This window comes from Corynebacterium kroppenstedtii, from assembly GCF_016894245.1.
GTDB lineage: Bacteria > Actinomycetota > Actinomycetes > Mycobacteriales > Mycobacteriaceae > Corynebacterium.
On record NZ_CP069792.1, the window covers coordinates 53,722 to 67,688 of the forward strand.

General features: G+C 55.5%; 12 protein-coding genes. 11 read left to right on the forward strand and 1 reads right to left on the reverse strand.

Going from position 1 to position 13,967, the window contains the following annotated elements; all coding sequences use genetic code 11:
• Nucleotides 1-117: 117 nt before the first annotated feature.
• The 7 genes from I6J23_RS00345 (at nucleotide 118) to I6J23_RS00375 (ending at nucleotide 7,546) form a co-directional block, all read left to right on the forward strand.
• A complete protein-coding gene (locus tag I6J23_RS00345) occupies nucleotides 118-1,887 on the forward strand; it encodes a sodium-dependent transporter (RefSeq protein WP_204582089.1) in 1,770 nt (589 codons plus the stop codon).
• Nucleotides 1,884-2,048 (forward strand): methionine/alanine import NSS transporter subunit MetS, encoded by a 165-nt coding sequence (gene metS, locus I6J23_RS00350; RefSeq protein WP_046203096.1) that lies wholly within the window; start codon nucleotides 1,884-1,886, stop codon nucleotides 2,046-2,048. The genes I6J23_RS00345 and metS overlap by 4 nt, the downstream gene beginning before the upstream one ends.
• A 58-nt stretch (nucleotides 2,049-2,106) precedes the next feature.
• Entirely contained in the window at nucleotides 2,107-3,468 is a 1,362-nt protein-coding gene (locus I6J23_RS00355) for an AI-2E family transporter (protein ID WP_204582090.1), read from the forward strand.
• Entirely contained in the window at nucleotides 3,468-4,814 is a 1,347-nt protein-coding gene (locus I6J23_RS00360; protein WP_204582091.1) for an AI-2E family transporter, read from the forward strand. The genes I6J23_RS00355 and I6J23_RS00360 overlap by 1 nt, the downstream gene beginning before the upstream one ends.
• A 26-nt stretch (nucleotides 4,815-4,840) precedes the next feature.
• A complete protein-coding gene (locus tag I6J23_RS00365; protein WP_204582092.1) occupies nucleotides 4,841-5,770 on the forward strand; it encodes a DUF6542 domain-containing protein in 930 nt (309 codons plus the stop codon).
• 118 nt (nucleotides 5,771-5,888) lie between these two features.
• Nucleotides 5,889-7,163, forward strand: a complete 1,275-nt coding sequence (gene xseA, locus I6J23_RS00370) for an exodeoxyribonuclease VII large subunit (protein WP_204582093.1) — start codon at nucleotides 5,889-5,891, stop codon at nucleotides 7,161-7,163.
• Between the two features lie 47 nt (nucleotides 7,164-7,210).
• Nucleotides 7,211-7,546 (forward strand): exodeoxyribonuclease VII small subunit, encoded by a 336-nt coding sequence (locus I6J23_RS00375; RefSeq protein WP_204582094.1) that lies wholly within the window; start codon nucleotides 7,211-7,213, stop codon nucleotides 7,544-7,546.
• Here the strand turns inward: I6J23_RS00375 and I6J23_RS00380 are convergent.
• Nucleotides 7,474-8,091: a DUF4245 domain-containing protein gene (locus tag I6J23_RS00380; RefSeq protein WP_204582095.1), complete on the reverse strand. Its 618-nt coding sequence runs from the start codon at nucleotides 8,089-8,091 to the stop codon at nucleotides 7,474-7,476. The genes I6J23_RS00375 and I6J23_RS00380 overlap by 73 nt on opposite strands.
• 294 nt (nucleotides 8,092-8,385) lie before the next feature.
• Here I6J23_RS00380 and glpX point away from each other — a divergent pair, with 294 nt between their 5' ends.
• The 4 genes from glpX to I6J23_RS00400 all read left to right on the forward strand — a co-directional run bounded on the left by glpX (nucleotide 8,386) and on the right by I6J23_RS00400 (nucleotide 13,935).
• Nucleotides 8,386-9,390 carry a class II fructose-bisphosphatase gene (gene glpX, locus I6J23_RS00385; RefSeq protein WP_204582096.1) on the forward strand — a complete coding sequence of 335 codons (1,005 nt, stop codon included), beginning with the start codon at nucleotides 8,386-8,388 and terminating at the stop codon, nucleotides 9,388-9,390.
• A gap of 330 nt (nucleotides 9,391-9,720) precedes the next feature.
• A complete protein-coding gene (locus I6J23_RS00390) occupies nucleotides 9,721-11,124 on the forward strand; it encodes a class II fumarate hydratase (RefSeq protein ID WP_204582097.1) in 1,404 nt (467 codons plus the stop codon).
• A gap of 205 nt (nucleotides 11,125-11,329) precedes the next feature.
• Nucleotides 11,330-12,253: a TetR/AcrR family transcriptional regulator gene (locus I6J23_RS00395; protein ID WP_204582098.1), complete on the forward strand. Its 924-nt coding sequence runs from the start codon at nucleotides 11,330-11,332 to the stop codon at nucleotides 12,251-12,253.
• A complete protein-coding gene (locus tag I6J23_RS00400) occupies nucleotides 12,250-13,935 on the forward strand; it encodes an MDR family MFS transporter (protein WP_239454920.1) in 1,686 nt (561 codons plus the stop codon). Before I6J23_RS00395 ends, I6J23_RS00400 begins: the two co-directional genes overlap by 4 nt.
• Nucleotides 13,936-13,967 lie beyond the last annotated feature (32 nt).

The following is a 13,967-nucleotide window of genomic DNA, read 5'->3' on the forward strand; positions in this document are numbered from 1 at the left end:
CGTAAGGACCAATCCATTTCTCCCCATCACGGCAACTCCCATCGAGCCGCTCATGCGCGCTTACTAGTCGTCTGACACTCGGTTGGGTCGAAGCCTTAGCGGAAAGGCATCTTCTACATGTCTCATTCCCCCTCAGAGAGTGACGCTTCCGCTGCATCGCGCGAAACGTTCTCTTCCCGCTCAGCTTTCCTCTTAGCTGCTATCGGTTCAGCCGTCGGATTAGGAAATATTTGGCGCTTCCCCTATGTGGCGTATTCCAATGGCGGTGGCGCGTTCCTCATTCCGTACATCATCGCGCTGCTGACGGCAGGAATCCCTCTGCTATTCCTCGACTACACCCTGGGGCACCGGTTTCGCGGGTCAGCTCCCCTTGTGTTTAAGCGCATAAGCGGTTGGACCGAGCCCATTGGCTGGATCCAGGTTGGCATCGCATTCTTCATTTCGATTTACTACGCGGCCATCATTGGGTGGGCCGGGTTGTACACCATTAAGTCCTTCACCCGCGCATGGGGAAGCAAACCCGACTCCTATTTCTCCGACGAGTTCCTCCACTCCGAGGCAACACAAACATTTTCGACGTCAATCGTCTGGCAAATCGCCATTGCCCTGGCCTTAGTGTGGGTAGCGACGATCATCGTGTTGGCAATGGGAGTCGACGAAGGCATCGGCAAGGTCTCTAAGGTATTCATGCCCTTGCTCACTGTGCTGTTCCTCATCGTTGTGATCTACGCACTGTTTATGGATGGCGCTTCACGGGGGTTGGACGCACTCTTTACCCCGAATTGGTCCGCGTTGACGAATACGGAAGTCTGGGTCGCAGCGTACGGGCAGATTTTCTTCTCGCTGTCCGTCGGCTTCGGCATCATGTTGACCTATTCGTCGTACTTGAAACCACGGACCAACCTCACCGGAACTGGTCTGGTCACCGGCTTCGCAAACTCGGGATTTGAACTTCTGGCCGGTATTGGGGTCTTTGCCGCATTGGGATACATGGCCACGCAAGAAGGCGTCCCGGTGGACAAGGTCGTTTCCAACGGTATCGGTCTCGCATTCGTAGCTTTCCCAACGATCATCAATTCCATGCCTGGTGGCGCCGTCTTTGGTGTCCTCTTCTTCGGTTCACTCGCCATCGCAGGCTTCACATCGCTCTTCTCACTGTTGGAAGTCGTTGTCTCTGCGGTGAAAGACAAATTAAACCTTGATCGCAAGAGCGCGGCTATCGGCACCGGTGTGGTCATGGGCATCATTTCTTTAGCCCTTTTTTCCACGACGTCAGGCTTATCCACATTGGACATCATGGACAAGTACACCAACAACGTCGGCATTGTGTGCATCTCCTTGATCACCATCGTGTGCGTCGATTGGGTTTTACGTCGGCTCGACGAATTTTCCCTACACCTCAATGCGGTGTCATCTTTCCAAGTGGGCAACTTCTGGCGAATTTGCGTCACCAACATCACGCCGATCATCCTTGGGTACACGCTAATCCAGGAGCTCCAAAACCTGTTCAAGTCCAACTACGGCGGCTACTCCGACCAACAGATTGACCTCTACGGATGGGGTGTTGTCACACTTATCGTGATTGTTGCCTTCATGATGTCCGTCGTTCCGTGGCGTGGAAACCCGTCCCTATCCGGCCCGCCCGGTACGGACTTCGGTGTGGAGTTCAACGTGCATCAGCGCATCGTCACCCCTCAGAGCCATGAATCGCGTAAAGCTGGCTTTGCCGCTGAGCAACGCCGACGCCAACGTCGTGGCCGCATAGAAGCGGTCTCGCTCGATCCAGACCGCCACGGTTCGACGGGCCAGCCCGTCACGGGCGGCGATACCGCAGACATACCCTCAACAATTAGCGACGCTACGAACGGGAAGGATGGCGACCAATGAGTGGAACAGCAGTCATGATGATGGTCCTGTTCATGTTGGTCATTTGGGGTGGCCTAGCGACGAGCACGTACTCACTGATGAAACATCCCGATGAGACCTCCGGCAAGCTCGGCGACAACCCCGAAGCCACCGATGAAAAGCTCTATGATCAGGGTTATTAACAGCAACTGTGCTTCAGGGATCACACTAATCTGGCCGAATAGTGCACAATAGTCCGTGATGATGAAATCCTCTTCCGAACCAGAACCGAGGCGCGTGCCCGGTTCGCTCGCTCCCCTTAGCCAACACCATGCGAGTCAGCTAGCCAATCGTGATAACGCCGACGACGTCATGGGGGTTCCGTATTACGCCCATGCGCCGCTCACAGAGGCAAGCCGTTCGGCGTCGATAGCCGTGAATATCAAGCGCTTAGCGTTGTGGTGTTTACGGTTCCTTGCGATCGCGCTGGCTGCATTTCTTCTCTGGTATGGGTTAGGACTGATCTGGAGTGCGCTCCTGCCCGTGATGATCTCAATCATTGTCTGCACTTTGCTCTGGCCCCCGGTTCACTGGCTCACCAAGCACAAAGTGCCGCATGCCCTATCGGCGATCGTGGTTATTTTGGGGGCCGCAGTAATTGTTATTGGCACGCTTAGCCTCGTGACAACGAGTGTTATCGACCAATCTGAGTCTTTAGCTCACAGCGCCTCCCACTCCTTAAGGGAAACTAAAGAAGCGCTCAATGGGCCACCGCTCAACATCAAAGACACCCAACTCAACCAAGCTCTTGACGAAGCCGCGTCCCACATCCAAGAGCATTCTGGATCTCTTGTCAGCTCCGTGCTGTCAGGAGCATCGGCTGCGTCATCGGTAGCGGTCACATTGGGCATTGTCCTCATGCTGACATTCTTCTTCCTCAACGACGGACACAAGTTTCTACCATGGATTGACCGCCAGTTTTCTGGCTCGATTGGGACGCACCTCCACGAAATATTCGCTAGGTCGTGGAAAACTCTCGGAGGGTTCATCCGTGCGCAAGCAATCATTTCCTTCCTCAACTCCGTCTTTATTGCCATTGGGCTATCAATCCTTCATGTCCCGCTAGCCCTCGCGCTCGCTGTGCTCAACTTCTTCTGCGGGTTTATCCCGATCTTCGGCGCGCTAGTTGCGGGTGCTGTGGCGGTGGTCATCGCATTCGTCGCCAATGGGTGGATTTCTGCGCTGCTCACGGCGCTGCTCATACTGTTGGTGCACCAAATTGAAGGCAATGTCCTCTCCCCCATCCTGCAATCGCGGGCAATGAATCTGCATCCTGTTATCGTCCTGGCGTCGGTGGCCATCGGTGGAAGCGTTTACGGAGTCGTCGGAGCGTTTCTCGCCGTCCCCCTCGCGGCCGTGGCCGCAGTCTTACTCCGGTACGCCAGTGAGCAAGTGGATAGTCACGTTGTTGATCCCGTCCAACCCGTCGTCGTTATTGATCCGCAAACAAGCACCAGGACGAACCACAACTCGGTAACGGCACAATCTGGGCCAGAGCCGGCACACTCGGACGCACGCAGTAACACATCAACTACCGACGACGGCACGGAGGAGAACAAATAATGTCACTCTTCAACCGCCGCACAAAACACGATCCAGAAGCGAACGGCTCAGCCACCTCAGCTGGGAGCCACAAGGTCGACCCGTCGACAACCGCGGGCAGCACGGAGGGCCATTCGCACGACCCCAGTACGCCATTCCGCGGTGGCGAACACCACCCCGAGGTCGACCCATCCGACGCCCCCAAGGACCGTCTCGCCGTCATTGGCGATGCCGTCTCCGTCACCGCAGCCTGGTCAATACGGCTGGTTCTCCTCATCGCCGGCGGCATCGTTGCATGGAGAGCGATCGGTCTGCTGTGGCGAGGGGTTCTTCCTATCTTGATTGCCCTCATTATCTGTACGCTGCTCTGGGTTCCTACGAATTGGATGCGCAAAGCGCACTTTCCCCGATGGCTCGCGGCCTTGGTCTCTGTCCTAGGTGCCTTAGCTATCATCGTCGGTCTCTTCAGCCTTATCGCACCGAGTGCCGTCGACCAATCCTCCCAATTGGCAGACCAATCAATCAAAGGGCTGGAAAAGGTTCAAAACTATGTTCAAGGTCCGCCCCTTAATCTTGACGATCAACAGGTCAACGATTATCTGGACGAGGGAATCGACAAGATTAAATCCAGCTCGGACCAAATCATTGCGGGCGTCGTAACAGGTGTTAATAAGGCATCAGAATTAGCGGTGATGCTCGGCGTTATTCTGATGATCACATTCTTCTTCCTGAAAGATGGCGATCGTTTCCTCCCTTGGCTTGGCAAAATTTCTGGCAAACGAGGTGAAGGCCACATCGTTGAACTCCTGCAGCGGTCCTGGAACACGCTCGGGGGATTCATCCGTGCTCAAGCGGTTGTTTCACTCATCGATGCTTTCTTCATCGGCCTTGGGCTGATCATCCTCAGCGTACCGCTTGCTCTACCGCTGGCAGTCATCACATTCATGGGTGGTTTCATCCCGATCGTTGGTGCAATCGTAGCGGGAGCCATTGCCGTCCTTATTGCCCTCGTATCGAATGGCCTTACGACAGCATTAATCGTGCTCGCCATCATCATCGCGGTTCAACAACTTGAAGGGAATGTCCTCTCCCCGGTTTTGCAGTCAAAGGCGATGAATCTCCACCCGGTCATTGTTCTTCTATCCGTCACCGTCGGCAGTACTTTATACGGAATTATCGGTGCGTTCCTGGCTGTACCCGTGATGGCTACAGTTGCCGTCTGGTTACGATACTTCAGTGAACTTATCGATAAAGAGGTCACGACCCGAAAGAAAGCGCTAAGCAATCGTCAATATACTGAAGATGTACAACGAGACTCCACAACAACACCAACAATGCCCGTCACCGGTCTGCCTACCAATAAATAGGACTTAAACGGGTACCCTAATTCCCTGTGTCAGAATATCGAACTCCTGCTGCCTCCCCGAGAACCTCTTCGGGGCGCTCCAACAGCAACGACAATCGGTTCTGGGGACTGCTCTGGTGGGCTCCCCTAGCGATCATCGCTGCCTCCATGGCGACCGGCATGCTCATCAGTTCGGCCGGTGAAGGAGCCCTTGGCCGGTGGTACTTCATCTTCTTCGTGGCATCGTCGCTCATCACGACCCTGCTCGTCACGGTACAAGGGCTGCTCATTACCGTCTGTGCGCAGCCCATCCTTTTCACAGTTCTCACGCCCATCTGCTCTCTCCTAGCTGGAAAGCTGAGCGGACATTCCGAGGGCATAGCGGTGTTTTCCAAAACCTCACTATTGGCGAACTTCTTCCCGGTTGTCCAACACTTCTTCGTTCTCCTTTGGACGGTCGTGATCAGCTCCATTATTGCGGTCTTACGATTCTGGTTGTATCGACGGCAAACCGCACGCGTCACTGCACGACGTCAATCTGCCTCATCGCGGGCATCCCGGAATGGGCAACAGAAACAACGATCTTCTGCATCGCGTGCCCACCGACCGCACGAGTATCGCTCGGACTCGACGAGCACGTCGACAGATTCAGCACACAACGATCCCCGACGGTCTCCCTCAGCGCCGCGACGTCACCAGCCACGTTCATATGAAGCGAACCGCTCCTCGCGAGTAAGTAGCCGATACGAGGAGCGATATGAGGACTCCGCTGCATCGCGTCGGCAGCATGACGGCACTTCACGGAATACACACCAAGGAGATCGGGAGCGGTACCGGGACCATTCATCCACGTACTCGACGCCACAATCTCCCACGTATCCGTCGAAAAAATTCACGCCACGGACTTACCGTCCTGACGACGGAACGTCCTCCCTTCCGCCACGAACTACACGACCACGGCACTCACGTCGGGACTGAGTACGACAGCAACATCGGGGGTCAAAGAGCCCGCGTCGAGGCACACAACAAGCCATGGCAATCAGGACTTTCGCACGAGCTATCAGTTATGTCCTAGATAACCATTAAAGTGGGACATATGACTGCGAAACAGGATCCGACCACGTCGGGGTCGCATACTGCTCGAGGCGGACTTACCTCCCCCGAAGCCCCGTGGCCCGTCCGCATCCTCAACCGCAAAATCGGAGACTGGATTTCGAAACTCGGGTCAGTGTGGGTAGAGGGTCAGCTCACTCAGATGAAGCAGACCCGGTACTGGACGTTCCTTACCCTCCGTGATGTCGAAGCGGAGATGTCGATTGAACTGATCGCCAAGAATCATGTCATTACGTCCCTTCCCACTCCGCTGTCACGTGGTGACCGGGTCATTGTTCTGGGGAAACCGAATTATTCCGTCAGTCGCGGCCAACTAAAACTATCTATTACCGACATCCGCCCTGTTGGAATTGGTGAACTACTGGCCCGCATCGAGCAACTACGCAAACTGCTCGCTGCCGAAGGATTACTCGCGCCCGAGCGGAAAAAGCCACTCCCCGTTCTTCCCCGACGCATTGGGCTCATTACCGGCCGAGGCTCTGCCGCAGAACGCGACGTAATTTCCATCGCCCAAGAGCGGTGGCCTGCGGTAAAGATTCGGACACTCAATCCACCAGTCCAAGGCGCCAGCGCTGTTCCTGAAGTCAAGGAAGCACTAACCATTCTCGACCGTGATTCCACAGTCGACGTCATCATCGTTGCGCGTGGCGGCGGTTCCGTCGAAGATCTTCTTCCTTTTTCCGACGAAAGCCTCGTTCGGCATGTCAGCACACTAAGAACGCCAGTCGTCAGCGCTATTGGGCACGAGACCGATAACCCTGTTCTCGACGACGTAGCAGACCTGCGCGCGGCGACTCCCACGGATGCGGCAAAACGGGTCGTCATCGATATGGCTGCTGAGCTCGAGGGAATTCGCGATTGTCGCCAACGCGGGCAACAAGCGCTATTCCGTTGGTTGGATTACGAACGCGATCGTCTGAATGATGTGCGACAACGCCCCGTTATGGCCGACCCGATGACACCGATAAATCGCCATGCGGAAGACGTAGCACGCGATGCATCGTCCATCAGGCGAAATATCACCCTCTTGCTGGAGCGAGCGAACTCCGAGATCGCTCACCTGCGAGGACAAGTGTCCGCATTGGGCCCGTCAGCAACGCTTGCCCGAGGGTATTCCATTGTCCAAGTGCAGCGCCCAGGTGAAGAGTCCGAAGTGGCGACCTCGATTCATCAAACCCCGCCGGGGTCCCAACTGCGGATCCGGCTCAACGACGGATCAATCGTTGCGGCCACGATGTCGACCTCACCGGCTCAATAAGTCAACCCCACAACTAACCGCACTCCACGCTTTCGAAGGAGCTATCTATGGCACAGTCCGACCGCCACGATTCCGACTCTTTTACCATCGGATCTGGTGAATCCAACCCACGCTTTACCCCCGTCGAAGAATTATCTTACGAAGACGCACGCCAGGAACTTATTGAAGTCGTGCGTATTCTTGAACTCGGACAAATGAGTCTTGATGAGTCGCTTTTGTACTGGGAACGGGGCGAGGCACTGGCTCGAACCTGCGAGGACTATCTCGAGGGAGCGCGACGCCGCGTTGAGAAAGCTATAGCGGATAGTGATTACGCCGAGGGCGAAGACGACAATTCAGACGAGGCCGATTCTCCTGAGGACGGCTCTGGCTTTACTTCCTGAATAGCCCGCGCCATCGTCGAGAATTCATCGGTACTGCCGGTTCCCGATACTGCCCATCGCACGTCTTTCTGATCAGCGACCCATGCCGTGCGAACGTCATCGTCAGAACCCTCAAACATGCGCCACGTTATTCCGTCGATGTCTTTCGTTCCTTTTTCTTCCCGGGCTTTACCGTCGAGCCCCTGGGCTACGTCCTCGACTGATGCGCTCGTTTGGACAAATCGGATCCAGTCCTTGTCGTGGACCCACCCAACTGAGGACCCTGAATGCCCATTGAGATTGATCCGAAGCGCTGAATTGGGAATCCATCCGTCGGGCGACGCAGGTATGCGAACAGGGTAATCGGCCGATTGAGCCTCGGTTTTAAGGAACGTGGTGTAGTCGACGCGGGTGACTTTGCCTTCTTTCGGATCGCCCGGCTGATAATGGCACAGGCCTGTCCCTCCGATGACGACGAACATCACGATGAGCATGACTCCGAGAGAGATAATCATGTCACGGCCGTCTTGGAAAATCCTTGGCTTCTCCACCTTTTTCGTGCGCACGCGAACGATTATGGCTGTTCCTCATGAGGGATCACAAAATCACCCGTCGATGTTGCTTATTAACCGCCCTTCACGGCGACTCAGTAGTGGTTCCCTTCTTAGCTCAGACTGCCCGCATAACAGTGGTCACACCAATCAACCGGGAGAACCTGTGGTCACCGCCGAAAGAGTACAAGATTCACCACATTTTGCCCCTATTTGGGAGTGAGATTAATCGGCTAATGGGCGCATAAGTGAAACAATGAAGATGATCAACCCCATCATTGAAGCCAAAACAGGAGGCATGTGCCACCCATGAGTGACCACAATCAAACACCACCGGACCGTAACCTTGCTATGGAACTGGTTCGCGTGACGGAAGCCGCCGCCCTTGCCTCGGGCAGGTGGGTCGGCCGTGGAAAAAAGAATGAAGGCGACGGAGCCGCTGTCGACGCCATGCGCCAGATGATCAACAGCGTGGAAATGCACGGTGTGGTCGTTATCGGCGAGGGTGAAAAAGACGAGGCCCCGATGCTCTTCAACGGTGAAGAGGTCGGAACAGGCGAAGGACCCGATATCGACATCGCTGTCGACCCCGTTGATGGGACCACTTTGATGGCTGAAGGTCGCCAAAACGCTATCTCGGTGCTCGCCGCAGCAGAGCGTGGAACCATGTACGACCCCTCCGCAGTGTTCTACATGAAGAAAATCGCGGTCGGCGCCGAGGCCCGCGGCGTTATTGACGTCAACGCCCCGGTCAAGGACAATATTCGCGCCGTTGCCCACGCCAAGGGTAAGAGGGCTTCTGACATTACCGTCGTCGTTTTGGATCGCCCACGCCACGAACACCTCATTCAGGAAATTCGCGACGCCGGAGCCAAGGTTCGTTTGATTCACGATGGTGACGTCGCTGGTGCTGTGGCAGCCGCCCAGGATCAATCCCAAAACAGCATCGACATCATGATGGGCGTCGGCGGAACCCCGGAGGGCATCATCACTGCTTGTGCCATGAGATGCATGGGCGGAGAGATTCAGGGTGTGTTGACCCCGCGTAATGATGAAGAGAAGCAAAAGGCTCTCGATGCTGGCCACGAACTGGGTAAGGTTCTCACGACGGAGGACCTCGTGCACTCACAAAACTGCTTCTTCGTTGCGACGGGTGTGACCAACGGCGATATGCTCCGTGGAGTCACGTATTCACCGCGGGGTGCGATCACGCGTTCGCTGGTCATGCGGTCAAAGTCCGGTACCATCCGCATGATTGAGTCACATCACCAATTGACGAAGTTGGAAGAGTACTCCGTGGTCGATTACAGCTAGAACCCCGTTTTCGGGTCGGTGTTATGCCCGGGGACGTCTTGTGTTCCCCGGGTATTCATCAAAGCGACCAACCATATATTCCGCTGCCCTTCGCAGGACAAGGTTTTTCTGCAGAACGACATTTTTACGCACGCAAGGCAACGCGTACGCACACACGACATCACGCGCTTGTCACATGCCTCGCTGACCTATGACCTACGGTACTAGGTTGCATGTGTGCCACCATCGATCACACATCGGGGCTCCCGATAAGCCATACTTGACAGTGGCACGAATTCTGCCACGTTGCACGTATCCTCATAGCACATATGAAGGTGGGACTTACATAACATGAGCGATCAAGAATACCGCATCGAACACGACACCATGGGTGAAGTTAAAGTTCCGGCCACAGCACTGTGGCGGGCGCAAACCCAACGTGCGGTCCAGAATTTCCCAGTGTCAGGCCGTGGCCTTGAACACGCACAAATCCGCGCCATGGGCCTACTCAAAGCTGCATGTGCGCAAGTCAATCTTGACCGTGGCCTACTTTCAGAGGAAAAAGGCAAAGCCATCATCGCAGCGGCCAACGATATTGCCGACGGCAAACACGACAAAGAGTTTCCTATCGACGTCTTCCAGACCGGTTCCGGTACGTCGTCGAATATGAACACCAACGAGGTTATTGCCTCTATCTGCAAGAACAATGGCGTCGAGGTGCACCCGAATGACGACGTCAACATGGGCCAGTCCTCGAACGACACCTTCCCCACCGCGACGCACGTTGCCACCACGGAAGCTGCCGTTAAGGATCTCATCCCCTCGTTGACGACGCTCCATAAGTCCTTATCAGCCAAGGCTACTGAGTGGGAAGAGGTTGTGAAGTCCGGGCGCACCCACCTCATGGATGCGGTACCGGTGACCTTGGGTCAGGAGTTCTCGGGCTACGCTCGCCAAATCGAAGCTGGTATCGAGAGGGTAAAGGCCACACTACCGCGCGTCGGTGAGCTCCCCATTGGTGGTACGGCCGTGGGAACGGGACTCAACACCACCGAAGATTTCGGCGAAAAAGTAACCGCTGAACTAGTGAAACTGACCGGTGTTGAGGAGCTACGTCCCTGCATTAACCACTTTGAGGCTCAGGCAAACCGCGACGGGCTCGTCGAGATGTCGGGTGCACTGAGGAGCATTGCTGTCTCCCTCAACAAGATCGCCAACGATATCCGGTGGATGGGTTCTGGCCCGCTGACCGGACTCGGCGAGATTCACTTGCCTGATCTTCAGCCGGGATCGTCGATTATGCCGGGAAAGGTCAACCCGGTCATGTGCGAGACCGCTACTCAGGTTGCATGCCAGGTGATTGGTAACGACGCTGCGATTGCCGCCGGTGGCATGCAAGGCGCCTTTGAGCTGAACGTGTTTATCCCGATGATGGCACGCAATGTTTTGGAGTCAATCCGCCTGCTGTCCAACACTGCGGTGATCTTCGCTGAAAAGATGGTGGACGGGATTGAGCCCAATGCTGAGCGCATGAGGACACTGGCTGAGTCGTCTCCATCTATCGTTACTCCGCTTAACAGCGCGATCGGTTACGAAGCTGCCGCGAAGGTTGCTAAGACCGCGCTGAAGGAGGGCAAGACTATTCGCCAAACCGTCATTGACCTCGGTTTTGTCGACGGCGAGAACCTCACGGAGGAAGAGCTGGATAAGCGTCTCGACGTACTTGCAATGGCGAATACAGGTCGCGATAAGTAAGCGAATGAATCGCTAGTCACCTGCACTACTGGGCCACTCTGTGGGGGTGGCCCTTTTTCTATGTGCCGGCGGCCCTCTCATTCTCCCGAGACCCCGTCATGGCCTAAGTCACAAACAAAGCGCTGTTGATTTCTTTCACACAATGCAGACTTATACTGACCGCAACTTTGCACTGAGTGCATAAACGGGTCTAGGGTGGTCTCTCGTGGAAAGCACTCGTAATTACCTCGACATCGAGGGGAATCATGCGCCACGGGGCCTTCGAGAACGCAAGCGCTTAGAAACCCTGTGCGCTATCGAAGATCACGCCACTCGGCTTGTCCTCGAAAATGGCTACGACAATGTCACCATCGAGGACATCGTCGACGCAGCCAATGTTTCGAAGCGCACGTTCTTTAACTATGTCGACTCTAGGGAAACCGCTGTCCTCGGCCACCCTATCGTTGATATCCCTGATAAAGAACAACGGGAATTCCTCGCCGCCGACCCGCGACATGTGACTGTGGCCTTGGTAGATCTCATCCTCCAGACTAGTTTCGCGTCGCGTGGCCGCAGTGACGAATTCTCAACACTGCTGCTTAGCCGTCGGAAGCAAATCTTCCGCAGCAACCCTGATATCGCAGCTCCGCAATTCGGACTGACTGTCCAACGCTTCCACAACATCGTGGAACTTGTCGACGAGTTTTTCACTCTCCACCCGGAGCGTCGATCACTTCCACAAACTGCTTTTCCCAGTACAGAGAACACCGATGGCGTCTCTGAGGAGGCCGTTGCCTTAACAATTCTTTGCCAAGACGCCGTACGGATTGGAACGCTCCGCTGGACAAGGCAACCCGATGCCACCAATGGGCATCGTCGCCTCCGTGACTGCTGTCTGGGCGCATTTACCCTGTTCTACGACGTTTTAGGGGCTCCTCCGCCGGAATGTTTGGCCGGCACCACGCCACCGGACAGTCCCGGGGACACTCCTAGGCCATCGACGTCCTCATCGCAGACGGCTTCATCACCGAAGGCGACGTCGAGAAGAACAACCGGACACAACACAACCACCGTCGACAACCACCATAAAAACGACACCACGAACGACGACGAACGTAACGACGAGAAATGGGAGGATGAAGCACAGTGAGTAAACACAATGGTGCACACAGCGACGCCACCAGCAACAACGCTGTGAACACGTCCGGGCAGCACCTGTCCAGCCGTGTAATTACGCCGGAATCAGTGAAAAGCATTGATTCGCCGGCAGATCAAACGTCACCAACCACTGAGGGAACATCCCCCGAACCAAAAAATAAGAGCAACATCCCTGCGGTCATGGTGGCCATCATGTCCGCCATGCTGCTAGCAAGTTTGGACCAAATGTTGTTCTCGACGGCCCTTCCGACGATCGTCGGTGACCTTGGTGGCGTCGAGCACATGTCATGGGTCATTACGTCCTACCTGTTGTGCCAGACGATCATGATGCCGATCTACGGCAAACTCGGTGATCAAATCGGCCGCAGGCCGATCTTCGTCGGTGCAATTGCTATATTCCTCATCGGCTCGATCATCGGTGGCCTGTCACAGTCGATGGCACAGCTGATCATTGGACGCGGTATCCAAGGTCTCGGCGGTGGTGGCCTCATGATCCTCTCGCAGGCAATCATGGCCGACGTTGTTCCCCCTCGGGAACGCGGTAAATATGCGGGCTGGATGGGATCTGTTTTCGGCGTGTCCTCGGTGCTCGGACCGGTCCTTGGTGGTTGGTTCACTGATGGCCCTGGATGGCGGTGGGCATTCTGGATTAACCTACCGGTCGGCCTTCTCGCGGTTGCTATTGCACTGTTCGCTCTCAAGCTGCCCAAGCGCGGGACAGGCTTAAAGCTTGATTACTTCGGCATCATCTTCATGGCGACAGCCGCCTCATGCCTCATCCTCTTCACGTCGTGGGGCGGAAACCAATACTCCTGGAGCTCCCCTACGATCATCGGTTTGGAGATCGGAACCGTCATTGCGGCCGCAATCTTCGTCTTCATCGAATTGCGCGCTAAAGACCCATTGATCCCCATGTCGCTATTCAAGAACCGCAACTTCAACCTGGTCACCGTTGGCGGTTTATGCGTCGGAATCGTGATGTTCGGCGTCATGAGCTACATGCCCACCTACTTCCAGATGGTTCACAACATGAACCCGACCACCTCTGGTTTCATGATGATCTCCATGATGATCGGATTGATGGGGACATCCATCGGTCTGGGCAATGTTGTCACCCGAACCGGAAAGTACCGCATCTATCCACCTATCGGCATGCTTATCGTGGTTGCCTCATGTGTGCTCCTACACCGAATTACCGTTGATACGTCGCTGTGGTACCTCGGTTTATGCCTCTTCATCATGGGTGTCGGTCTGGGCATGACTATGCAGATTCTGATCCTGGTGGTCCAGAACTCATTCCCCATCCAGAAGGTTGGCGTTGCCACAGGCAGCAACAACTTCTTCCGCCAGATTGGTTCGTCACTCGGCTCCGCTCTAGTCGGCGGGATTTTCACCAACCGCATTACCGAGCTGGTCGCGGACCGTATGCCAGCCGCCATGGCGCAGCTTCCGCCGGAAGTGCAGCAGAAGTTCGCGCAACAGTCGAGTGGGCTCGACGCCGATAGCCTCACGCCGGAACTGGTTGGTTCGCTACCTGGTCCCCTCAAGGACATGTTCATGGGAGCCTACAACGACGCATTAACTCCGGTGTTCATCGTCGTGATCCCGTTCGCTGTTCTCGCGTTCGTCTTGTTCGCTCTCGTCCGCGAAGAGAAACTGCGGAACTCGGTGTAAATACTGGTTACATACGATGCTGCTGTGAAACA